This is a genomic window from Aquiflexum lacus (assembly GCF_015476655.1).
Lineage (GTDB): Bacteria > Bacteroidota > Bacteroidia > Cytophagales > Cyclobacteriaceae > Aquiflexum > Aquiflexum lacus.
Map to the genome: position 1 here is coordinate 23,820 of NZ_JABFHF010000037.1, position 22,488 is coordinate 46,307.

A 22,488-nucleotide genomic window follows, 5' to 3' on the forward strand; every position below is an offset into this window, starting at 1 on the left:
GAATGACATCGGTTTCTGCGTCATCCCGAGTCCCAAACATTTTGGAAATGTTCAGAAAAGGAATGACATCCTAGTGGGCAGCAGACCTCTCCTGACGTCGAGGTGACAAGGCAAAGTCCTGTAATAGAATTGAATGCTATTTGTAGTCCTAAACCATCAATTTTCAAGTATGTCATTGGTAGTTTTTAAAATTTGGCATTTACAGAAAGGGAATGACATCAAGGCGGGCTGCAGACCTCTCCTGACGTCGAGGTGACAAGGGGAAGTACTGCAATAGATCGTATGCTATTTGTAGTTCTAAACCATCAATTCCTAAATCTGTCATTGGTAGGCGCGAGGGATTTCCAGAGGTCCTGTTTATGTTCATTCTATCATTTGCGGATCCTAATGAGATGCGTCTCCTGTTAGCCTTCGGGATCAGCATGACGGGCGACTCCGGTTACGTCTTTGATAATGAAGATAAAAAATTCAAGGAGATCACAGTGAAATGGTTTAAAGGGTTTATTTTCTTTGTTTTTTGGATTAACTTTAAGCTAAAGCTTGAAGCTTTCAGTTGTTAACCCAAACCCACAGCACCATGACTACTACTAACATTTACCTCAACTTCAATGGCAATTGTAGAGAAGCATTTACTTTCTATCAATCTGTATTTGGCGGGGAGTTTGACTTTCTGGGAACTTTCGGTGAAATGCCTCCACAGGAAGATTACCCAACACCGGAAAGTGACAAGGACTTGATCATGCATATTTCCTTACCGATCAGCAAAGAAACTACGCTAATGGGCAGTGATACTGGATCAGGTTTCCCAAAGGTCACATTTGGCAACAATTTCTCAATTTATGTAAACACTGAATCCAAAACTGAGGCGGACAGGATATTTGCCGGCTTATCAGCAGCAGGAACGGTTACTATGCCTTTAGAAGACACTTTTTGGGGATCATATTTTGGTTCAGTGGAAGACAAGTTTGGTGTCAATTGGATGGTCAGTTATGACCTCAACCCTCAATAACATCATGGACAAAGCCGAACAAACCATGTTGGACAATCTCTACAAAAACACTGGGAAATCTTTAGACCAATGGATTACCATAGTCAAAAACAAATCCTTTGAAAAACATGGTCAGATCATGAAATTCCTCAAAGAAGAACAGGGACTTACACATGGATTTGCCAACCTGATAGCTTTGAAATCCTTAGCCACAGATGCTGGGTCCGTGGAGGACAAAAATGAACTGGTCGATAACCAATACAAAGGCAAGGAACATTTCAGACCTATCTATGACCATTTGATCAATGAAATCTCAAAATTTGGAAATGACATCGAAATCGCACCTAAAAATGCCAATGTAAGCCTGAGAAGAAAAAAGCAATTTGTCCTACTCCACCCCATCACCAAAACCCGTTTTGAAATTGGAATCAATCTGAAAAGTCAAGAACCTGCAGGAAAATTGTTGGCAAGCGGAAATGCCATGTGTACACACAAGATCAATTTGACAGAAATATCAGACATTGACCGGGAAGTTTTGGATTGGCTGAAAAAAGCTTATGAAAATGCCGGCTAATTAGGACTTATGGTAAATGTCAGAACAGAAATAATCATTCGACAACCTCTTGAAAAAATTGAAGGATATTTGAAAATAAAGAAAATTAAATAGAAAAACAGTTTATTGGCATCGATGGAGAAAAATATCAATTACAAAAGTATAAAAGTATTCACACTTATATTACTGGTCAACCTATGCTTGTTTTCCTTTACAAATGCCCAAGAAGTTTTGAAATTGGAAGATGGTCATTTACCTGGAAACGGAAAACTGGAACAAATTTTCTTTATCCTCCAAGGACAAATCCTGGGTGGAAAAGTTTAGATTCGAAAAGGTAACCCAATAAGAATTTATCACAGCCCAAATGAACATTTTACTGCAAAGCCCAACTCCCGACCTTCAATCGAGCAAAAACTTCTATCTCAGATTGGGTTTCCGGCAGGCTACAGGAAATCCTTTGATTCTGACTGATGGAAAAGTTTTTATTGAAATTAACCCGGATCGCTATGCCAGAGCAGGTATCAAATTATTCAGGGAAAGTTGGGAGCCTGAAATCCAAAAACTCCAAGAATTTACTGCCGTCACGGCTATGGAAAATAGTTACCTCCTATCGGATCCGAGTGGAGTATGGCTCTATTTGATGGAATCGGATGCACCCACGGAATTAGTGATGGATGAAAAAAGTTTCAGTGTTTTGGGAAATTTTGCGGGATTGAGTTTGGAAACCACCAACATCCAAAAGTCGAAGGAGTTATATGAAGCTTTGGGTTTTACAATTTCCGGTGGATCTTTGGACCATGGCTATATTACTTTGGAAATTCTTGGCTTTACAATTTCCTTGATGAAACCACTCTCCTGCCCCCATCTTTTTTTCAATCCTTCCATGACTTATTTCAATGGTACTGGAAATATTAAAGTCATCGAAAAAATCAGAAAATTAAATGTACCCATAACGGAAGAAATCACTCATTTCAACAATAATGGATTGATCGACAATATCATCATCAGGGATCCTGGGGGCTTTGGATTTTTTATTTTCAGTGATTGATAATTCCCTCTTTTGTTGACTATCCAAAGAAGTGGTTATCTTAGATGATCAAAATTTTAGCCGAATGAAATACAAACAATTGATTTTCCTGGTCTTCCTCCTTTATATCTCTTGTGGGGAAAAATCATCTAAAAAGGAATCATACTATCCCGTAATCGGCTATATCCAATTGGATGATTCCGTATTGGAAATCTCCGAAATGGCAACGGGTCTAGAAGTACCTTGGGATTTGGAGGCAATTAGAGAGGGAGAATTGTGGTTTACACAAATAAGCGGTTCCCTACATCGGTTAGACATAAAGTCCGGAGAGCAAAAAGAAATATTTCAAATCCCGGATTTGATTGCCAAAAAGTCCTATGGCCTCTTGGGCATGACTGTTCACCCCCAAGAACCCTTAATTTTTCTGCATTATACCTTTGCCATTCCCAAGCAGGGTCAGGAAGAGGAAATCAGGTCGAGATTGGTCAGGTACCATTTCAATGGTGAAACACTCATCAATCCAAAAATCCTCATGGATAGTCTTCCGGGAGCAACTTTTCACAATGGTTCCAGAATTGTCATAGCCAAGGATAATACCCTGCTCTTTTCGCTCGGTGATATCGGAAAAGTAAACCTGACCCAGGACAAGAATTTTCCGGGTGGAAAGATTTTGAGAATAAACTTGGATGGAAGTATTCCCGAAGACAATCCATTTACCGACAATCCGGTATGGGCCATGGGATTGCGGAATACCCAAGGATTGGTATTTGGAAAAAACAATCAACTGTACGGATCGGACCACGGACCCTCAAATGATGACGAAGTCAACCTATTGGTCAAAGGGGGGAATTATGGATGGCCGGATGTGCATGGATTTGTCGACAATGAGAAAGAAATTGCTTATGCTGGAAAAGTGAATGTGATAGAACCATTGGCAGCATGGACACCTACCATCGCCGTGGCAGGATTGGCTTATTATGGAAACAAAGACATTCCCGAATGGGAAAACAGCCTTTTGCTGGCTACCATGAAGGGCCGTTCTATGCGGGTTTTACATTTGAATAATGAAGGGACTATCATAGATGAGCAAGATATTTTTCTCCAAAAACATTTTGGTAGAATCCGTGATATCAGTGTTTCCCCATCAGGTGATATTTTTTTTGGCACCAGCAACAGAGACTGGCATCCACGTTTCCAATCTTGGTTATATGACAGTTTACCTGATGGTCCGGACCGGATTATAAGAATTCGTAAAATGAATCCACATGAGGAGATGAATACTTCGCTGAGGATTTTCAAAAAAGACTTGGAACCCATAGAATTGTTAGATGAAAATTGGTCTTATGAGGTACCCAAAGAATTGGATGCCGGGGCCAAACTCTATACACAACATTGCCTTACCTGTCATGGGCCTGATGGCAAAGGCGCTGCCGATCTGATTCCTCCATTATCTCAAACCGATTGGGTGACCGGAGACAAGGGAAGATTGATCCGTGTCATGTTAATGGGATTGTCCGGAGAAATCACAGTCAACGGACAAAAATACAATCAGGAAATGCCTGCTTATGAACATCTTTCAGATCAGGAAATTGCAGACTTGCTCACTTTTATCAGAAATGATTTTGGAAACAAATCAGGTGCTGTCATTGCAGGTGAGGTCTATGAAGAAAGGAAAGGTTTAAAACGGTAAAATCAGAGGGATCAAGAAGATTGCCAAGATCATCACCATCACTGTAAAAGGCACCCCGATTTTAATGAAATCACCAAATTTGTAATTTCCCGGCGCTACTACCAAGGTATTGACGGGAGATGAGACAGGTGTCATAAATGCTGAAGATGCAGCCAAGATTACCGCCATGGCAAAGGGGTAAGGAGACAATCCAAGTTCATAAGCCATGGCTATGGCTATGGGTGCCATCAGCACTGCGGTGGCTGTATTGGAAATGAAAAGACCTAAAATGGCGGTAATCAAAAATAAAGCACCTATGGCAAAATAGGGTGCACTTTCACCTACTAAAGCCAAGAGTGCATCAGAGGCCATTTCCACGCCACCTGTTCTTTGCAAAGCTATCGAAAAAGGCATCATACCCACAATCAGAACCAAGCTTTTCCAAGAGATGGAATTATAGGCACTGTTCATATCCACTATGCCAAATATTCCCATCATGAGACATCCTAAAATAACAGCATGCACATTGGGGAGTAGCCCCGTCACCATGAGTAAAACGACCATTGCCAAAATCAAAAGGGCATGAGTTCCTTTACCGGCTGCAGGGAGAACCTCCTCAAACTCAGAAGGCATATTCAATAATATAATGTCATCTGAATCCTGGAACATCCTTTTGATGTCTTCCCAGAATCCGGCAAATAATATGGTATCTCCGACATGCAATTCTGTGACCAACAAATCTTCAGTAAGGGCTTCGTTTCCCCTCCAAATTCCTATTACAGTCAACCCTGTTTCTGTTCGGATCCTTGCATCGATAACAGATTTACCCACCCATCCCGATTCTGCGGGTACGATAGCTTCTGTCATACCAAGTTCTTGAGAGATCGTGGTAAGGTATCCTTTTCCTCCTGATAGCTTAATAGGTTCAACCCCATATTTTAATACCAATTCATTGATTTTAATTTCTGAATTACCAGAATCCAACAAAAGAATATCCCCTGCTTTAAAATCCATCTGCTTGCTTGGCCTGTTAAAAACAGTCTTTGAACCTTCTTTTCTTTCAACTGCCAAGAGGTTGATACCGTTTTTTCCAAAATCAAGTTCATTGATCTGCAAACCCAATAGCGGGGAATCCTCCAAAACCGTTACCCGGTACTCCCTTTTTTCAAGTTTATATTTTGTGATCAGATCCTTGAAAGTAGGCTTTCTTCTCTTTTTACCTGTCTTATCTGAATTATCAGGCAACCACTTTCGGGCGATCAACATATAAAAAACTCCCATGATCAAAATAGCCACACCAAAAGGTGTAATGGTAAAAAAATCAAAGCCACCTTCTCCCTGACGCATCAATTCCGAATTTACCACCAAATTAGGAGCAGTAGAGATCAATGTCATCATGCCACTGATCAAGGCAGCAAAACTCATGGGCATCATCAAGTGGCTTGGGGATATACCAGTATTATTGCATATTCTGAATACAACTGGAATGAATATTGCGACTATGGCAGTCGAGCTCATGACGGATCCCAATCCCGCAACAGCCACCATCAACAACACCAGTAATTTAGTTTCATTGCCACCAGCCTTTACATTGATCCAATCTCCTAAATCCCTTGCTACACCAGTTCTGACCAATCCCTCTCCCAATACAAAGAGTACCGCGATCAATACAATATTCGGATCACTGAAACCCACTAAGGTTTCTTCAACTGTGATGATTCCTGTAAATGGCAAAGCAGCAATCATAATCACCCCGACGGCATCCATGCGAGGTTTGTTTTTGATAAACATCGCTATCGCTATGCCCAGCAGAGCAAGTACCCATATCAATTTGAAATTGAATTCAGTACCTGTTAGGTTCTGAAAAAATACTAAAATTGGAGGATTGAAATAGAGACTAAGAATTTGAAAGACTATGATCAAAGCCGATAAAATTAAAAACATAATAATTGACGTAAAATAAATAGATGGTAACCTTGCATTAAAGGTAAATACTTATTCCAAAATGAAAAATAATACCAGAGTTTATGGTGAATTGAACGTTGAAATTGTAAAAATCACCACTAACTCACCATCACCCCGCAATACACTAGCCATCTCTAAATTATCCATTTGAAAATTAGATAAAAACAAGCCTTTAGATCCTGAAAATAGCCAAATACCCATTTATGACATATTTTTATTGTTTAATAGTCGTAATTTATTATTCTGATTATCAATTGATTATAGACTATTTAATATAATTATTAAAAAAAGTCAATTTAAAACGTATAATTTTTAAAAAGTAATTTGTTACATTTAAAAAACATTAAACGTGTTATAAAGTTTATTCACCCGGATTAGTATTACTTAATTACCCTCAAAATATAGCTTTATGCATTGGGAAAAAATTATATTAGTGGATGATGATGCTGTGACAAGCAAGGTCCATAAAAGATTGATTGACCATATCGGTTATGATGGCGAGGTAGTTGTTCTTCCTGATGGTACCAAAGCCATGAATTATATTCAATCGCACCTGACCCAACCCGAATTCAAAAAGAAAAGAGGTTCAAAAGACCTTGTTTTATTGGACCTGCACATGCCGGGAACAAACGGATGGCACTTCATGCAGCAATTCATAAAATTCGATAAAAAGACAAAAAACAAATTCAGAATTGTTATGGTCAGTAGTTCCATACACCCTGATGATATTGAACCCATCAAACTGATTCCTGAAATAGAAGAATATATCATCAAACCTCTTTCAGTGGACAGGTTAAAAAATCTGATTTACGGGTAAATCTACCATGCTTTTCACGAATTAAGGAAGAGCTGATTTTTTGTCCATCCCATTGATCGGATTCACTTCTTGAGCGACTCGATAGCTCAACTGAAATACAGGATTAATTAAGTCAAAACGACGCTCTCAGCAATTTCGCTTTAGTAATAGCCGAAAAATCAGCCTCCATTTCGTAATACATCAAAAAGGCATTATCAATCCTATCTGCATCCGTTATATCAGGCATTCTGATATACTTGTTTCCAACACCGGGAGGCCAAGCTGCAGCAGAAACTTTGATGGCCAACTTCCCATTGTTCATCCCGATTTCTTTGATGGAGAGGCTATTTGTATTGCCATTGGTCAACCTTGCCGTTACAAATGATCCCTTTTTGATTTTTCCTGATTCAGGATCTATTTCACTAAGAATACTGACTTTTGGACCTCCTCCTCTTTCATAACCACTTTGAAAAACCCCACTGAAAGCGCCGTCCAATACATGGTGTTTAGTGAGGTATTTGTTATCCGTACTCCCTCCATCTAAAGTAAATACAGCCAATAATTTTTCATCTGCAAAAGCGATAATTGTTCCCCTTCCATCAACCGGAGTTTCTTCATACCTGATTCTCCATACCGTTTCTCCATTGGAGTTGGTCTTTTGGATATAGGGATCCTGATTGATGCTACTGACTTGATCGTACCCTATTTTGTAAGTATTGCCAAGATTATCGTTAACTTCAGTGTCTTTTGACAAGAAAACATTCAAATTTGGATCCGGTTGAGGGCCTTCAATTCCTGATTGACAGGAAATCAAACAAAAAAAACCAAAAACCCCTGCGAGAATTGGGATTTTTTTCATGAAAATTTCAATGTGGGTGAACTTCAAATTTATCAAAGAATTTGAAAAATTACTTACTTTGATTTCAAATAGAATAAAATAATATTGCTTGACGAATTACCGGACATGGTTAAGATTTTGTCCGATACTTCAGTACGCAGTTTACAGGGACAACCTTTGAGGTCTTTTTTTGGACCTCGAAGGTTTTTTGTTGAGTTTTGAGATCAATATATAAGTAGGCAGTCGCAGTTTGCAGGGGACAACCTTTGAGGTCTTTTTTTAGACCTCGAAGGTTTTTTGTTGAGTTTTGAGATCAATATATAAGTAGGCAGTCGCAGTTTGCAGGGGACAACCTTTGAGGTCTTTTTTAGACCTCGAAGGTTTTTTACTTAGGTTGGAGATCAATAATTAAGTATGCAGTTTGCAGGGAACAACCTTTGAGGTCTTTTTTTAGACCTCGAAGATTCTATTGAGGTTGGAGATCAAAATATATGAGAAAACAGTAGCAGTAGTATGAAGAAATTTTAAACTGCATAAAAAATTACCGGGAAAAATTTGTACTGTAAACTAAACACTGCCAATAATTCACTGAACACTGCCTACAGTAAACTGAACACTGAAAAAATGGACCAACTAAAAAAAATAGGACAATTGTTCTCTCCAGCGGCATTTATACATGACACGGAGGAAAATATACTGGAAATGGAGTCTTTGATCCGAAACCAGCACATAGGTGGGATCACTTTTTTTCATAGCCGATACAGTGCCGCTGCCAATTTTGAGAAAAGACAGGAAAAGCTTGTTTACAAGGACACATTGGAGAAACTACAAGCCCTCATCCAACGCTACCAAAAAATCTCCAAAACACCCCTCCTCATCAGTATAGATGCGGAGTTCGGGCTGGCCATGCGGCTTGAAAATACCCCGCAATATCCTTATGCCATTACTTTAGGTGCGATGTCAGAAAAAGAGATTGATCTGATATTTGAAACAGGCTACAGAATCGGCAAAGATTTAAGGGATATCGGCATTCATTTGAATTTTGCGCCAGTTGCTGATATCAATACCAATCCCAAAAACCCCGTCATTGGCTACAGATCTTTTGGCAGGGACAGGAATAAGGTCAGCAATTTTGCATTGGCAATGTACAAAGGCATGGTTAAAGCCGGAATTGGAGCTTGCTACAAACATTTTCCCGGACATGGGGACACCGATGTGGATTCCCATCTTGGACTGCCTGTCATCAATAAATCCAAAGCGAAGTTGTTGGAAGAAGAGCTTTATCCATTTATTGAAGGTATCAAAGATGGCATCGATATGATCATGGTTGGACACCTTGCTGCACCTGCACTTTGCCATGGTAAAAACACTCCTGCATCCATTTCCAGGGATATCATCACCGGTTTTCTCAAAGGAGAACTTGGATTCAAGGGACTTGTGGTGTCAGATGCCTTGAATATGAAAAGTGTCAGCGATATGTATCCCGAACCGGGGAGATTGGAGTGGGAAGCTTTCCATGCGGGGAATGATATTTTATGTTTTTCCGAAAATGTTAGCGAAGCAACAAAATTAATTGCAGAAAAAGCTTCATCCATACAGGTCGATGTGAGTTTCCAAAAAATCATGAAGCTGAAAGAGACTCTAGGACTTTTTGATCAGTCATCTATCCGCTTTCAGGGTTTTGATTGGGACAGCCATCATGCTTTCAACCAACAATTGGCTAAAGAATATATTACTGTGATTTCTGAAAATGAATCCGTCCCAAAAATTCCTATGGACCTTCACAACCGAAAAACGGCCCTTGTATCAGTTTACAAGGGAAAGGACAACCTGTTTTTCCAAGGCATTGATCCCAATAACCTGATCCCAAAATTCGAAATATCCCATAACGTGGATTTCGATTTTCAAAAATTGGTTGATTTTGAAAGTATTCTGATTGCCCTGTTTGTACCCTCTGCCAAACCCATCAATCATTTTGGATTGGAAACGCAATTGATGAAAAAAATCACAGAATTGATAGCAAATAAAAATGTTGAATTATTTCTGTTTGGAACTCCCCTCGTTTTAAGTGAGCTACCTGATTTTGAAAAGATGCAAAAAATAGTCTGCGCTTATCAGGATTTTGAAGTGACCCAAAAAGAAACTGCCCGCTATTTTCTTGGATAAATCAAAACAGCGGGCATTATACTCCTAAATAAGTTTTTTTATTTTCTGGTCAAAACCCTGAATTGGTCCATCACCCGGTAAGTAGCTTTGGTAAGTTCTGTGTTGACTTCAGGAGAAAAAAGGTCGAAATACGCAGCCGTATATCCTTGCCAGATGGTATTTCCCTTTTTGTTGTCGATCACAAAAATCACCAAAAGCCCATTGTTTTCAGTGTATTTGACCCTATTGTAATTTTCATCTTTTTCCCTGTTCTCTTTTTCCTGCTCTTCATTGACCTCTACCATTTCACCCCTTCTTTGTAGCCAAAAGTCAAAATTGGGTTGGTCATACCCTCTATACTTTACTTCATCGGTAAAAATCTTATAGTTGATCAAAAGGTCAGGTTGTTCATTTTGAAGTCGAAATCCCTGAGAGCCTAATCTTGAACTGATGGTTTTCTCAATGGCCTGAAAATAAGCGATCGAATCAGTGTCAGAATCAGGAAATGGATTGTTTACAAACCCAAAAGTCTTGTACCTCTTAAAATTTCCCGAGTAGTTAAAATCAGAATCGGCTATGTAATCTTTTTGACTTAAACAGCCGGATATTAACAAAATAACGGCTGGAATGAAGAATTTAAATTGTTTCATATCTGACAATTTTTAGGAGATTGCAAAGGGTCGAAAGGTTTGATCTAAGGTTTGATGAACCTCTTTAAAGATCACCTAGGAATAAACATCAAAATGTAATTTTTGTTTTGTGGATATTAATTTGAACATCAATACATTATAAACATATTTTATCCTAAGTTCAAGATTTTTTTGTTGTTCTGCTATTCTTTTTTTATAAATGTCAAATAGATAACAATATTCTTTAGTAATTTAATAGGAAATGGCTGCATTCATCATAGGAGACGTACACGGTTGTCTTTATACATACCTTGAACTTTTAGACCATTGGGATCCCAAATCGGAAAAATTGATCCAACTTGGGGACTTGGTGGACAGGGGTAACCATTCACCCTCGGTTTTGGAATTGGCCTTTCAGCTGAAAAAGAATTTTGGCCAACAAGTTCAATTCCTCATGGGCAATCATGAACATATGATGATCAAATACATGAGAGGAGAAGACAAACAAAAGAATTGGCTATTTAATGGTGGTCAACAGACATTGCACCAATTCGAAACCCTCGATTTTGACCCGGACAATTATGCCACGTGGTTATCCGCCCTTCCGCTTTTTTGGGAAAATGAATACCTTAAAATATCACATGCAGGATTCAGTGGTTTGGGCAATGCCGAAGACCCCAATAATCCAAATGGACTTTTATGGAACAGAAAACCGCTTATCAATATTCACAAAATTCAGGTCATCGGACATACACCGCAATGGGACGGCAAACCCAAATACAACCCTGATTCCAATTCATGGAATATTGATACAGGGGCTTATGGAGGCGTATGCCTGACAGGAATCAAATTTGAAGAAAACGGAAAATTTCTGAAAACTATATCCATACCTACTGATAAAAGGGACATACAAAAAGGTGATTATCCGACTTGATGGTTTTGAAAGCAGAACTTTATACCACTCTCCCTTTTGACAACCTCAATACCTTATCCACACAATCCGGTATATCTTCCTCGTAATGACTGACATAAATCATCGCAACAGGAATGATACTACAAACCTGATCAATGGTTTTTCTAAAAAGTTTTCTTTGGACCTCATCCATCCCCTGTGCCGCTTCATCAAGGATCAGTAAGCTTGGAGATTTTATCATTGCTCTCGCCAAAAGGACAAAGCGTTGATTTTCAAGAGAAACCTGTCGCAGCAGTAAATTTGAGGTATTTTCAAGACCGAAGAATCTCAACCAATCCAATGCAAGTCTCTCCTGTTCAGCATTAACCTTTTTGAATAAGCCCATGGTATCAAACAATCCTGATAAGACCACTTTCAAACAGGTTTGATTTGACGGAAAAAACCGGGCTAATTCAGGTGCTACAAACCCGAGTTGCTTTTTAATATCCCAAATACTTTCTCCCGTACCCCTTTTTTTATCAAATAACCATAAATCATTGGCATAGGCCTGGGGGTTCTCACCCAGAATCAAACTCAACAAAGTGGATTTCCCTGCCCCGTTCTCTCCCTTTAAAGCCCATTTTTCACCGGGCAGTATGGCCCAGTTGACCCTATCCAAAATCCTTAGATCAGCATATTGGACAGTCACATCTTTCAGTTTAACAATAACCTTGAATCCGTGATTTTCACCCTGAACCAAAAGTTTTCGCAGCAACTGAAAGTCAAAACCAATATCCTCCTGATTAAAATGCCCGACTTGATCGAATTCATTCGATTTAAATTCCTGATATATCTTTTTATCCCCCAAGACCGCAACATGACTGATACATTCGGGGATTTCATTGCTATGGGTGGTCATCATCACATGGATCCCTGCTTGGACAATTTCTTTTAAAATATCCCCAAAATCCACCCTGCTTTGCACATCCAATCCCGTGAGTGGTTGGTCCATCAAAAGCAACTTGGGGTTTTTTATAAGCGCCGAGGCAATGGCCAACCTCCTTGTCTCCCCGTTGGAAAGTTTAATAAGCGACTTTCCCTTTAATCCATTCAATCGCATGATATCCAGTACTTTTTGCATATCCCAAATTCCAGGGACTTTAACCTCAATTTCGTTTAAGTAATCAAAAACGGTTGCGGTATCTTCCGATTCCATGGCATTGAAGCGCTGCTGATAATAAAAATTCTGGATATTGGATTTGTTTCGAAAAGTGTATTGCTGAGAAACTGTTGCGATTAGGTCCCTAAAGGAATTGATCTCTCCTTTGAGGTTCATCAGTTTTTGGTAATCTTCAGAAAAAGGTCTCTCAATCAACCCTTGCGTGACCATAGTTCTACCCAGCAAAGTATCCAAAAATGCTGTCAACAATGCCCCGGACTGCCCCACCACCGCCCAATGCTGACCTTCCTCCCACCCAAAGTCCAAGCCCTCAAAAACAGTTTGACCGAGTTGCTTGACTGTAGCGTTTTGGATCTTTAAGAGTGTGGACATTTTTCAGTAGGCAGTGTTCAAAAATCAGTAGGAATTGTTCAGTAAGCAATATTCAGTGAGCAGTGAGCATTGGTTCGCAGGCAAGCGCAGTGGGAAGTCAGCAGTTTTAAGACACAGAAAACTACCGAGAAACTTTGAATCCTGCAAACTGAATACTGTAAAACTACCCATTGCAAACTGTAACCTGTAAAACTGCAAACTGATTACTGATACTGCCTACCCATATATTGATCTCCAACCTAAGCAAAAAACCTTCGAGGTCTAAAAAAAGACCTCAAAGGTTGTCATGTCCCCTCCAAACTACCCACAGCAAACTGAACACTACACCCTATTCCTGCTGTCAATAATGATCGTAACGGGACCGTCGTTGACTAAAGAGACTTTCATGTCTGCGCCAAATTCACCGGTTTGGATGGATTTGCCGAGATCTGATTCCAAGGCATTGATGAAATGCTCATAAAGCGGAATGGCAATTTCCGGTTTAGCGGCTTTGATATAAGAAGGTCGGTTGCCTTTTTTGGTACTGGCATGGAGTGTAAACTGTGAGATTAACAAGATGTCTCCATCTGTTTCCAAAAGACTTTTATTCATCACGCCATTTTCATCAGGGAAAATCCTCAGGTTTACGGTTTTTTTGCTCAACCATGTGATATCTTCAGTTCCATCTACTTCTTCTATACCCAATAGCACCATCAATCCATTTCCGATTTGACCGGTGATGACACCATCTATTTTTACCGAAGACTCCGAAACCCTTTGAATGACTGCAATCATGATTAAAAGTTTTGCATTTCCTTGGAGGATATCACTTCCACTTTTACAGAATTTGATTTATTGGCACGTCCAATCATGGCTTTGGCCACCTGATGGTCATAAATGGGTCTGTATTTTTTTGCCAGTTTCAGCCAGATCAATGGCTTGGTCACAATCTTGGCTATTTCTTCGCCAAGTCTGAATTCCTTACGGTTTCCCAACAAAAGCGATGGTTCAAAAAGTCCAAGGTATTCAAAAGGAATCACCTTCAGGTCTTCCTCTACCTCTCCTTTGACCTTGTTGTAAAATACCGATGACTGAGGATCGGCACCCATGGCACTGACATATAAAAAACGGCTGACCCCAATTTCTTTGACCCATAAAGCATAGTTCATGACGTAATCATGGTCGATTTCATAGAACTTATCCTTCGAACCCGCCGCCTTGATGGTGGTCCCCAAAGAACAGAAGGCATGCATTTCCACAGATTTTTGCTTGAGGGCATCGATCAAAGGAAAATTAATACCTCCAAGGTCTTCCTCACGCAACTTGTCTTCAAGATTCCACTTTCTAATTTTACTGAAATCCCCTTCAACCTGTACCAATTTGGCATGCTTCAGGGCAAGTTTACGACGGCCAATAGATATAATGCTATCGTAAGATTCATCCTGAATCAGTTGGTGCAAAAGCTGCATACCTATCAAACCTGATGTACCGGCAAGAAATGCTATTTTTTTCATAAGGGATAAAGTACGGTTAAATCATTCAAACCAAAAAATTATTCTATACCTCCCTTGGTTTTTTCCCAATCCAAAAAGGCATCCACTTCATGTTTTACCGAATTGAGAATGGCTATCAACACCGAGAGGTCATCTGCAAAACCTATCAAAGGCAGGAAATCCGGAATGATATCAAAGGGCATCACAAAATACAGCAATCCCAATACAATCAGACCCAACGTTTTGGAAGAAACTTTAAAAAGACCACTTCGATGCGCTTGAATCATTCTTTTGAAAACCAAAATAGGTTCCAAGGCTGCCTGAACCTTTGGATTGTGCGAAACAGTATTCAAGCGCTCCCCAACGTTCTTCAAAAGCTTTTTGAGTTTTCCATCCTCTCCTGCTATATCTTCTGCTTTGGATAGATACATGATCTTTGCTTTTTCAAAGAAATCCACTGTTTTTTCTCTTAATGAGGCCATGCGATTTTTAAAAATAGATCCTGATTTCAGATTTCACTTCCTTCAATGCCATTTGAATGGCATCATTTTTTTGCTCCAGCGTAATCTGGAAAATTCTCTTGGCAAGGTCCAAGCCTCGCGCATTTTCATTCATATCCTGCATGGCGGTATTCACGATGGTCACGACACTTTCCATGGCCCTTCTTACACCTTCCCAGGTTTCATCTGAGAAATACACCTGCTGTGAAAGGTTGTGGTTGAACTCCTCTCTGACTTCCAAAAGTAATTGACTGTACAAGTCCCTTGCGGAATACTCAGGATTATTGACCCGTCTGATCAAGTTATTGGGAGTAATTCTTTCCAATAATAAGCAAAGCCTCTCCCCGGCCTGAAGCCTGATTGGCAACACTGTAAGTGAATTTTGTGTCTTGAGGTCGACGATCATTTTCTCTCTTTCTTTTTTAAGAAAAGACATAATCGTAAGGTACATCCCATAAATGACCAATCCTGCAGGTAAAACAATCTTTAGTAAATCTGCTAAATACTCCATAGTCTGTAATTAATTTGCTTCGAATATCCGAAATTATATGATGGCATAAAACTTTTGATAATTGATATTGTGGATAAGCAGATCCTTACCAATAATCTTACCAGTTGCGTTTTTTTCTTTTGGAAAAGCAGAGGCTAATTGTATAAAGTCGGAAAACCATTTTTTTTTGAAGAATTGAACTTCCTAACGCGAAAATGGATTTAAAAACCATGCTGTCACCCATAAAAATCACGCCCAAAGCACAAGCAGAAATCAAAAACATCATTGCCAACAAAAATATTCCCAAAGATTATGCATTAAGAGTGGGTGTAAAAGGCGGTGGTTGTGGCGGCATGTCCTATTTGTTGGGCTTTGACAAACCCAAGGAAGGCGATCAACAATTTGTCATTGAAGACATCCCCGTGTTGATTGAAAAAAAACACTACATGTTTCTGATGGGCATGCAAGTGGATTTTTTTGAAGGTTCCGACACCCAAGGCTTCACCTTCATCAATCCCGATTTACCCAAGAGGCATGATGGGTAGACTTTTTTTAAGGACTTGAATACTTTTCTTAGATTAATCAAGAAAAGGGCTTCTAGTTTGTCATTTTGAATTCTGAACATTTTCAAAATGTTGGAAACTCGAGGTGACAAGGATAGGCCATTTTTAATAGCTGTCCTTGTTTTGTTGGATCACTACTGGAATTTAACCTTTCCTTGTCATTTAGAACCTAAAATCCTGTCCACCATGGCGGAAGAAATCTAAATCCCTTGAATTGGCACAAACTCGAAAGCTCATTGATATTGACGACTTGATTTCAATTCTTGTTTCTTGTTTCTTGATTCTCGCCTCTCGCCTCTCGGTTCTCGCTTCTTGATTATTGTTTCTTGATTCTCGCCTCTCGGATCTCACTTCTTCAGCTTCACCCCTCCTCCTTCATCCTTCATCCTTAAAATCTAGGTTTTTTCATCCTTCATCCCCAAAGAGATTGCCACGTCGCACGAAGGGCTATTCAAATTATCAAAGTTTCCCAAGTGCTCCTCGCAATGACGCCCCTGTCATTCCTTCATCCCTGCCGGCAGGCAGGCTTCTTCCCTTTTCTACCTTCATCCCTCATCTTTTCACAAACCCCAAATCTAAAATCTTAAATCTTAAATCTAAAATCTACCCTCTACCTTCAAAACCTCCAAAGCATTCACCAAATAGGCAAAAGGAGCATTCCAGTTGATCGCGATTTCATTGGAAGCGTAGGAACAGGCTTCATCCACAAAGGACTCATCAGGGATTTTGCTGGTGTAATTACAACCATCCTGTTGGCCGGGATTAGGTCCACCTACCATAAAGCCCGGTAGAGGCTCCTTTTCGGGTTCAGCTTCTGCCAACCTGTGATGAGGGCTTTTTGGGGTTTTATAACCAAATCCGGTCACAAAACTGTAACCCGTGGCATTTTTACCCAAAATATAATCCAGATTTCCCAAAGCATGTTGCAGGTATTTGCTGTCCTCAGTGAGGATATAAGCCTGAATCAATGCTATTCCCTGATTGGAAGCAACGGAATTACTCCCCCATACAAAATCCTTGGCGGATTGACCCATCACTGAATAGTAATAAGAAGCATTGGCAGATTCCACATAGCTATTGGCTGTTTCTATCAAAATGCTTTTTATGCTTGAAATCAGGTTTTCAGGCAAATTGGGCAATTCAGAACTGAACCTCAACAAGGAATAATATCCCAACCAATCTACTCTGTTCCAAGAGGGGAGATTAAAAGACTCAGGATTAGAGATATATTGCAGGTAATCCACATTCTGTGTGCTGATATAGAGTTCGGAAGCAGCCCATATTTTTTCATCAGCAACCGAATTGTCCCCATAGGCCCCGGTTTGGACTTCAGGTTGAAATACTTTGTTCATGTCGTCTTGCCTATAGTATACCTCAGGGTTGGACTGCGCCCAACTCCAGGCCAATTCGGCAGATTTCAGGTATTCGATGGAAAGATCCGGATAGCTTCATTGATGTTAGGGTCTATGGTATCCAAACTTTGATTGCAGCTGCATAACAGCATAATCAGAAAACAAAAGGCTAAAATAGATTTCATGGCTAGGTTATTTTTTTTAAATTCTATCATTATGGCTTTTCCTTTTTTGGACAGCTTGTTTCAATTGAGTAAAAACAACTCAACCAAACCTTCTTTCCGTAACAATTATCACTTCTTTAATTTTAATTTATAACTAACTTGTGGATCTAATTAAACCAATTTATCCCATGAAATACCATATCACTAAAACCATTTCACCGCAGGAATTCCTTGTTGCTAAAGAAAAGGTCACAGAGGCCCTGAAAACAGAAGGATTCGGAGTATTGACCGAAATCGATATTCAGGCCACGATGAAAAAGAAACTGGACAAGGATTACAAGCCATTTTTGATCTTAGGTGCCTGCAACCCAAATTATGCAGACAAAGTATTGAGCATTGACCCCAATATGAGTGCCCTCCTACCCTGCAATGTCAGCCTGAGGGAGTTGGAAAACGGTGACATTGAAATTTCAGCTGTTGACCCCATCGCCGCCATGGCAAGCTTAGGCAATCCAATGATCGAACCTCTAGCCAGAGAAGTGCAGAAGAAACTTGCCCGTGTAGTCGAGGCGGTAAAGTAAGTTTCCGTTATCCGAAGCCTCCTATCGCATTGTGAGTGTCCACTCCCATCCAAACTCCGTTGTCCGAAGCCTTTTCTGTTGTCCGAAGCTTGTAGCTTCGCGACCCTGTGTAAAGCGTTTGTAACGCTTCCCGCTATTCCAGTTGTCCGAAGCTTGTAGCTTCGTGACACTGAGTAAGGCGTTTGTAACGCTAAACCTCCTCATCACCCCTCCCCGTTAGTGCCTTGCTCTTGTTTCTTGGTTCCCCGATACTCTGGGCAGGCTTTGCCTCCCCTCTTTCCTCACCAAAGACCTTCGGGGTTTTAAAAACCCCAAAGGTCTCAACTCTCAGTTCCCGCTTCCTGTCTCTTGTTTCTTGTCTCTTGGTTCTTGATTCTTGGTTCTTGTCTCCCCGAAATTCTTCGGGACAAGCTTTGTTTCTTGTCTCCTGTCTCCTGTCTCCTGTCTCTATACTTTTTACCCCTCCCCAATATTAAATTCCAAAAACATGACCAAAATCATTGTAGTACCGTAATCAATATTTTACATTTGAATATCTATCAAATTTCTCTTTTGCCTTTGTATTATTATATTTTTTTATTTAATGTTTAAAATTAATATTAAATCCTTAGTCTGTGAGTTTCAGCAAAAGGTTTGATAAAAAATAGAACGCTAACCAAAACAATAGAAAGAGATGAAGCAAATCTGTTTGATATTCCATACCCACCAACCGGTAAGGTTGAAGAATTATAGATTCTATGAAATCGGTGGTAAAAATTCCTATTTCAGTGAAGAATCCAATAAATCCTCGCTGACCACTACAGCCAACAAACAGTTTATTCCTGTCAACAAAGTCCTACTCGATATATTTAAGAATCCTGCTTTGCAGTTCAAAATAAGTTTCTCCTTTACAGGATGTACGCTTGACCTTTTTGAAGCCTTTACACCGGATTTGATCAAAAATCTAAAAATGATGAATCAGATAGGTAATGTGGAATTTTTAGGGGAAACATACTCCCATGCTTTGGCAGCAGAATTTTCGGATGAGGATTTGATGCTTCAGATTGAAAATCAAAAAAAGAAAATATTCAATTTATTTGGTCAGATACCCCGTTCATTTATGAATCAGGGGTTGTATTGTAATCAGTTTTTAAGTGCTATTTTATCAGATTTGGGATATAAAGTTTTGTTAAACAATACCGCTGAGGTGTTTGTGTCTCTGCCCCATCCGAATACAGCTTTCCAATTCCCGGAAAAACCCAAGGTAAAACTGCTATTCGGAAACAAAAAAATAGGCGAAGCCATTCTGAACCCAAAAAATAATAGCTCCAACAAAGAACCAATGACTGCTGAAATGCTGATGACATGGATCAATGATTTGCCTGAGGAGGAGAATATTGTGACCTTGTTTATCGACTACAATGCCATTATCAATGACCAATCAAAAGATACCACCCTACTGGATTTTTTAAAAGAACTTCCTTTCAAAGCCAAAGAAAATAATATTGGATTTATCACGCCGGCAGAAATTCAAAGGAGGAAAAATTTCGCGGAAATACCCGTTTCAATAAAATCACCAAAAAGTCCGGAAGAACTACAACACCTTACTTCGGTTGATAAACCTCTTCAAAAAGAAATCTTAAACCTCCTGTTTTCACTGAAAAAAAAGGTGTACCAAACCAAAAATGATTCCTTGATCAAAACATGGTTTTACCTTCACGATAACAGTCACCTAGATGCTTTGGATGAAAATATTGAATATGTCGAAAGCTCTGGAAAAGAAGGATTTCAAGCCACCATCAATACATATATCAACTTAAGAAACATCATTCAGGATCTTTCCTTTAAAGTGAACCACCTACTTGAAGAAAAAAACGCTGATTTTGGCCAAACTTTCAGCTTGTCCGATTCAAATAAAACATCATTTCAAAAAGAATCCTCATCCAACAATGATCTAAAAATTCAGGTTTATTGAAAAATAGGAGAAGCGCTTTCTTAGCCAATGAGGCTGTCTCCCCGAAATACCTCGCAGCAGGCTTTGTCTCACTGTACTTGATTCTTCCCCAAACCCTTCGGATCAAACTTTATATCATTGTACTTTGTACTTAGTACTCTGTACATCTTAATCACCATGGCGGATCCCAACGCGTATCTTCCAAGAAATAAAATTATCCTAAATTTCAAGTAAAAAAATCCTTGACCTAACCATTGTGGATTTGATTTTTAAATCCTACCTTTTCTAAAATTTTGGAAATCATGTCAAAAGAAAAAACCGTCAAAAAGGCTGAAAAGAAAAAGCCTGAAAAAAACCTGAAAGAAAAAAGGGCTGAAAAAAAAGCCAAGCAAGCGGAAAAGAAGAAGTCCTAATAACCAATATTTCTTCTTTCATACTCACACAAAAAAACCCTTGGAGAGTCACTCTCCCCAAGGGTTTTCTTTTGCCCCCGTTGTCCGAAGACTCCGGCTTCGCGACTCCTGAGTCCTTCTAACACCCTTGATTTTCCGATCACAATTGAAGGCAGAGGAATTAATGATTAGCTTCCAATCAATTGCCTACCGCTTTAGCGGGAGGAAAAAAAAGGCCTAATATCCCCGGCTTTAGCCAAACATTATCGCCAACCTGATATCCTACTTTTCTGTTTTGGCTGTTGGTATTTTGCATGTATTACTAAATGGGCTGATTCCTATTGATAGGGACTAAAACAAGATGTAATTCCTTTTCTGAACATTTATAAAATATTGGAGACTCGCAATGACGCCTTCGCTACCTTCATCCCTCATCCTTTATCCCCAAATCTAAAACCTGCCTGCGGCAGGCAGGTCTACCCTCTACCTTCATCCTACCCCCCCTTGTCTCTTGTTTCTTGCTTCTAACCTCTCGCATCTCCCCTATCTTTATCCTACCCCCTCTTGTCTCTTGTTTCTTGCTTCTTGTTTCTTACTACTAACCTCTCGCTTCTCCCCTACCTACCTTCCTCCATCCACCTCACAGCCTTCTCCAAATCCTCCTTGGTATCAATCGCAATAGCCTGATGAGCTGTGGGTACCATCTTGATTCGGATCCCGTTTTCGAGCAAGCGCAGTTGTTCCAACATTTCTGTTTGCTCCAAAAAAGATTTGGGCCATTGGGTAAACTCGAGCAGGATAGACTTTCGGTAGGCATAAACACCCACATGTTTCCAATAAGGGATTTCCTCGCCTTTTTCCCGGATATACGGAATAGGACTTCTGCTGAAATACAGGGCAAAATTATCCTTGTCTAAAACCACCTTAACAGCATTGGGGTTTTGAGCTTCCGCTGCTGTAATGGCAAACATCATCGACGCAACCCGAACCTCAGGGTCTGTAAAAACTGCATTAAGATTTTCCAAAGAATCCTTGTCCTGAAAGGGCTCATCCCCCTGAACATTCACAAAAATATCAGCTTCTAAGTGTTGGGCAGCTTCAGCTATACGATCTGAACCACTTTCATAAGCTTTGGTACTGAAAAAAACTTCTCCACCCACAGCTTTTATTTGTTCGGCAATGGCTTCATGGTCAGTAACCACTACAACTTGATCAAAAACCCCGGTTTCAACAGTACTCAAATAAGTCCGTTGAATCACCGAAAGTCCAGACAGGTCCTGCACCAATTTCGCCGGAAACCTCGTGGACGCATACCGCGCCGGTATCAAAGCAATTGATTTTAATTGATGTTTTTCAGTCATTTTTCTTTGTTCCGTGTCTTTTCGAATATGATACCCTCCTATTTTACACTTCGTCCCTATTTCTACTACCCAAATTAAACCCTTTCAGGGTTACAGCCCCATCTTGTCTCTTTCTTTAAACCACCGGATTCCACAGGGAGCAAATACCCTAAAGGGATTCAATCCCTGCCTACCGGACAGGCAGGCCTCCGGGATTATAAGCGAAGGCAGAGGAATAAATAATCAGCCTTCCAATCAATTGCCATCTGCTTTAGCAGGAGGAAAAAAAAGCCTAATATTCCCCGGCTTTAGCCAAACAAAATCCTCGATCTTATATCCTACTTTTCTCCCCCTAAACACTTCGAAACAGGCTTTCACCCTTATTCCCTCTTGGCTCCCCGATACTCGGGACAGGCTTTGTTTCTTGGCTCTTGGCTCCCCAATACTCGGGACAGGCTTTGTTTCTTGGCTCTTGTTTCTTGTTTCTTGGCTCTTGGCTCTTGGCTCTTGTTTCTTGACTCCCCGATCCTTGGAACAGGCCCTCGTCTCTCGCCTCATCCCCAAATCTAAAATCTACCCTCTACCTTAAAACTGTGCATCCCTGATTAGTGTTGACCGTTTTGTGATTGAATTATATTATTAAATAT

General features: G+C 39.9%; 21 protein-coding genes. 10 read left to right on the plus strand and 11 right to left on the minus strand.

Features of this window, described 5'->3' with window-relative positions:
• The first annotated feature begins 577 nt into the window (after positions 1-577).
• From HMJ38_RS22690 to HMJ38_RS22705, 4 genes are all read left to right on the plus strand, one after another.
• A complete protein-coding gene (locus HMJ38_RS22690) occupies positions 578-1,009 on the plus strand; it encodes a VOC family protein (protein WP_194976736.1) in 432 nt (143 codons plus the stop codon).
• Positions 990-1,562, plus strand: a complete 573-nt coding sequence (locus HMJ38_RS22695) for a DUF5655 domain-containing protein (RefSeq protein ID WP_317174588.1) — start codon at positions 990-992, stop codon at positions 1,560-1,562. Before HMJ38_RS22690 ends, HMJ38_RS22695 begins: the two co-directional genes overlap by 20 nt.
• Positions 1,563-1,905: 343 nt before the next feature.
• A complete protein-coding gene (locus HMJ38_RS22700) occupies positions 1,906-2,589 on the plus strand; it encodes a hypothetical protein (RefSeq protein ID WP_194976737.1) in 684 nt (227 codons plus the stop codon).
• A gap of 64 nt (positions 2,590-2,653) precedes the next feature.
• Complete coding sequence (locus HMJ38_RS22705; RefSeq protein WP_228780222.1) at positions 2,654-4,258, plus strand: PQQ-dependent sugar dehydrogenase; 1,605 nt, start codon at positions 2,654-2,656, stop codon at positions 4,256-4,258.
• Here HMJ38_RS22705 and HMJ38_RS22710 read toward each other — a convergent pair.
• Positions 4,247-6,181: an SLC13 family permease gene (locus HMJ38_RS22710; protein WP_194976738.1), complete on the minus strand. Its 1,935-nt coding sequence runs from the start codon at positions 6,179-6,181 to the stop codon at positions 4,247-4,249. The two genes, HMJ38_RS22705 and HMJ38_RS22710, sit on opposite strands and share 12 nt — an antisense overlap.
• Before the next feature lie 430 nt (positions 6,182-6,611).
• Between HMJ38_RS22710 and HMJ38_RS22715 the strand changes: the two genes are divergently transcribed.
• The gene (locus HMJ38_RS22715; RefSeq protein ID WP_194976739.1) at positions 6,612-7,019 is read left to right on the plus strand and encodes a response regulator; all 408 of its coding nucleotides are present in this window, start codon (positions 6,612-6,614) and stop codon (positions 7,017-7,019) included.
• Positions 7,020-7,131: 112 nt separating this feature from the next.
• Here HMJ38_RS22715 and HMJ38_RS22720 read toward each other — a convergent pair whose 3' ends face one another.
• The gene (locus tag HMJ38_RS22720) at positions 7,132-7,857 is read right to left on the minus strand and encodes a hypothetical protein (protein WP_194976740.1); all 726 of its coding nucleotides are present in this window, start codon (positions 7,855-7,857) and stop codon (positions 7,132-7,134) included.
• Between the two features lie 603 nt (positions 7,858-8,460).
• Here HMJ38_RS22720 and HMJ38_RS22725 point away from each other — a divergent pair.
• The gene (locus HMJ38_RS22725) at positions 8,461-10,002 is read left to right on the plus strand and encodes a glycoside hydrolase family 3 protein (protein ID WP_194976757.1); all 1,542 of its coding nucleotides are present in this window, start codon (positions 8,461-8,463) and stop codon (positions 10,000-10,002) included.
• A gap of 38 nt (positions 10,003-10,040) precedes the next feature.
• Here the strand turns inward: HMJ38_RS22725 and HMJ38_RS22730 are convergent, their stop codons facing one another.
• Positions 10,041-10,631 (minus strand): DUF4136 domain-containing protein, encoded by a 591-nt coding sequence (locus tag HMJ38_RS22730; protein WP_194976741.1) that lies wholly within the window; start codon positions 10,629-10,631, stop codon positions 10,041-10,043.
• 241 nt (positions 10,632-10,872) lie between these two features.
• Between HMJ38_RS22730 and HMJ38_RS22735 the strand changes: the two genes are divergently transcribed.
• Positions 10,873-11,544 (plus strand): metallophosphoesterase family protein, encoded by a 672-nt coding sequence (locus tag HMJ38_RS22735; protein WP_194976742.1) that lies wholly within the window; start codon positions 10,873-10,875, stop codon positions 11,542-11,544.
• Positions 11,545-11,563: 19 nt separating this feature from the next.
• On the opposite strand, the gene HMJ38_RS22740 is transcribed toward HMJ38_RS22735, so the two are convergent.
• The 5 genes from HMJ38_RS22740 to HMJ38_RS22760 form a co-directional block, all read right to left on the minus strand.
• On the minus strand, positions 11,564-13,054 hold the full coding sequence (locus tag HMJ38_RS22740; protein ID WP_194976743.1) for an ATP-binding cassette domain-containing protein: 1,491 nt from the start codon (positions 13,052-13,054) through the stop codon (positions 11,564-11,566).
• Positions 13,055-13,375: 321 nt separating this feature from the next.
• Positions 13,376-13,828, minus strand: a complete 453-nt coding sequence (gene dtd / locus HMJ38_RS22745; protein ID WP_194976744.1) for a D-aminoacyl-tRNA deacylase — start codon at positions 13,826-13,828, stop codon at positions 13,376-13,378.
• 2 nt (positions 13,829-13,830) lie between these two features.
• The gene (locus HMJ38_RS22750) at positions 13,831-14,547 is read right to left on the minus strand and encodes a Rossmann-fold NAD(P)-binding domain-containing protein (protein ID WP_194976745.1); all 717 of its coding nucleotides are present in this window, start codon (positions 14,545-14,547) and stop codon (positions 13,831-13,833) included.
• 38 nt (positions 14,548-14,585) lie between these two features.
• Positions 14,586-15,008 carry a YkvA family protein gene (locus HMJ38_RS22755; protein WP_194976746.1) on the minus strand — a complete coding sequence of 141 codons (423 nt, stop codon included), beginning with the start codon at positions 15,006-15,008 and terminating at the stop codon, positions 14,586-14,588.
• Between the two features lie 7 nt (positions 15,009-15,015).
• Positions 15,016-15,537 carry a DUF7935 family protein gene (locus HMJ38_RS22760; RefSeq protein WP_194976747.1) on the minus strand — a complete coding sequence of 174 codons (522 nt, stop codon included), beginning with the start codon at positions 15,535-15,537 and terminating at the stop codon, positions 15,016-15,018.
• A 209-nt stretch (positions 15,538-15,746) separates the two neighbouring features.
• Here HMJ38_RS22760 and HMJ38_RS22765 point away from each other — a divergent pair, with 209 nt between their 5' ends.
• On the plus strand, positions 15,747-16,061 hold the full coding sequence (locus HMJ38_RS22765; RefSeq protein ID WP_194976758.1) for a HesB/IscA family protein: 315 nt from the start codon (positions 15,747-15,749) through the stop codon (positions 16,059-16,061).
• A gap of 614 nt (positions 16,062-16,675) precedes the next feature.
• Here the strand turns inward: HMJ38_RS22765 and HMJ38_RS22770 are convergent.
• Complete coding sequence (locus HMJ38_RS22770) at positions 16,676-17,509, minus strand: glycoside hydrolase family 9 protein (protein ID WP_317174589.1); 834 nt, start codon at positions 17,507-17,509, stop codon at positions 16,676-16,678.
• A gap of 274 nt (positions 17,510-17,783) precedes the next feature.
• On the opposite strand from HMJ38_RS22770, the gene HMJ38_RS22775 reads away from it, so the two are divergent.
• Both HMJ38_RS22775 and HMJ38_RS22780 read left to right on the plus strand, forming a co-directional pair.
• Entirely contained in the window at positions 17,784-18,176 is a 393-nt protein-coding gene (locus HMJ38_RS22775; RefSeq protein WP_194976749.1) for a DUF302 domain-containing protein, read from the plus strand.
• A 673-nt stretch (positions 18,177-18,849) separates the two neighbouring features.
• A complete protein-coding gene (locus HMJ38_RS22780; RefSeq protein WP_194976750.1) occupies positions 18,850-20,130 on the plus strand; it encodes a hypothetical protein in 1,281 nt (426 codons plus the stop codon).
• A gap of 988 nt (positions 20,131-21,118) precedes the next feature.
• Here the strand turns inward: HMJ38_RS22780 and kdsB are convergent.
• Both kdsB and HMJ38_RS22790 read right to left on the minus strand, forming a co-directional pair.
• A complete protein-coding gene (gene kdsB / locus HMJ38_RS22785) occupies positions 21,119-21,862 on the minus strand; it encodes a 3-deoxy-manno-octulosonate cytidylyltransferase (protein ID WP_194976751.1) in 744 nt (247 codons plus the stop codon).
• Between the two features lie 234 nt (positions 21,863-22,096).
• Complete coding sequence (locus tag HMJ38_RS22790) at positions 22,097-22,399, minus strand: hypothetical protein (protein WP_194976752.1); 303 nt, start codon at positions 22,397-22,399, stop codon at positions 22,097-22,099.
• Between the last annotated feature and the right edge of the window lie 89 nt (positions 22,400-22,488).

What these genes read in the sequence shown, in the direction of transcription:
- HMJ38_RS22705 (WP_228780222.1), top strand. Translation starts at nt 2,654, where the DNA reads ATGAAATACAAACAATTGATTTTCCTGGTCTTCCTCCTTTATATCTCT.
- HMJ38_RS22710 (WP_194976738.1), bottom strand. Translation starts at nt 6,181, where the DNA reads ATGTTTTTAATTTTATCGGCTTTGATCATAGTCTTTCAAATTCTTAGT.
- HMJ38_RS22790 (WP_194976752.1), bottom strand. Translation starts at nt 22,399, where the DNA reads ATGAGGCGAGAGACGAGGGCCTGTTCCAAGGATCGGGGAGTCAAGAAA.
- HMJ38_RS22765 (WP_194976758.1), top strand. Translation starts at nt 15,747, where the DNA reads ATGCTGTCACCCATAAAAATCACGCCCAAAGCACAAGCAGAAATCAAA.
- HMJ38_RS22725 (WP_194976757.1), top strand. Translation starts at nt 8,461, where the DNA reads ATGGACCAACTAAAAAAAATAGGACAATTGTTCTCTCCAGCGGCATTT.
- HMJ38_RS22695 (WP_317174588.1), top strand. Translation starts at nt 990, where the DNA reads ATGACCTCAACCCTCAATAACATCATGGACAAAGCCGAACAAACCATG.
- HMJ38_RS22730 (WP_194976741.1), bottom strand. Translation starts at nt 10,631, where the DNA reads ATGAAACAATTTAAATTCTTCATTCCAGCCGTTATTTTGTTAATATCC.
- HMJ38_RS22740 (WP_194976743.1), bottom strand. Translation starts at nt 13,054, where the DNA reads ATGTCCACACTCTTAAAGATCCAAAACGCTACAGTCAAGCAACTCGGT.
- dtd (WP_194976744.1), bottom strand. Translation starts at nt 13,828, where the DNA reads ATGATTGCAGTCATTCAAAGGGTTTCGGAGTCTTCGGTAAAAATAGAT.
- HMJ38_RS22775 (WP_194976749.1), top strand. Translation starts at nt 17,784, where the DNA reads ATGAAATACCATATCACTAAAACCATTTCACCGCAGGAATTCCTTGTT.
- HMJ38_RS22780 (WP_194976750.1), top strand. Translation starts at nt 18,850, where the DNA reads ATGAAGCAAATCTGTTTGATATTCCATACCCACCAACCGGTAAGGTTG.
- HMJ38_RS22715 (WP_194976739.1), top strand. Translation starts at nt 6,612, where the DNA reads ATGCATTGGGAAAAAATTATATTAGTGGATGATGATGCTGTGACAAGC.
- HMJ38_RS22760 (WP_194976747.1), bottom strand. Translation starts at nt 15,537, where the DNA reads ATGGAGTATTTAGCAGATTTACTAAAGATTGTTTTACCTGCAGGATTG.
- HMJ38_RS22735 (WP_194976742.1), top strand. Translation starts at nt 10,873, where the DNA reads ATGGCTGCATTCATCATAGGAGACGTACACGGTTGTCTTTATACATAC.
- HMJ38_RS22690 (WP_194976736.1), top strand. Translation starts at nt 578, where the DNA reads ATGACTACTACTAACATTTACCTCAACTTCAATGGCAATTGTAGAGAA.
- HMJ38_RS22755 (WP_194976746.1), bottom strand. Translation starts at nt 15,008, where the DNA reads ATGGCCTCATTAAGAGAAAAAACAGTGGATTTCTTTGAAAAAGCAAAG.
- HMJ38_RS22720 (WP_194976740.1), bottom strand. Translation starts at nt 7,857, where the DNA reads ATGAAAAAAATCCCAATTCTCGCAGGGGTTTTTGGTTTTTTTTGTTTG.
- HMJ38_RS22700 (WP_194976737.1), top strand. Translation starts at nt 1,906, where the DNA reads ATGAACATTTTACTGCAAAGCCCAACTCCCGACCTTCAATCGAGCAAA.
- HMJ38_RS22750 (WP_194976745.1), bottom strand. Translation starts at nt 14,547, where the DNA reads ATGAAAAAAATAGCATTTCTTGCCGGTACATCAGGTTTGATAGGTATG.
- kdsB (WP_194976751.1), bottom strand. Translation starts at nt 21,862, where the DNA reads ATGACTGAAAAACATCAATTAAAATCAATTGCTTTGATACCGGCGCGG.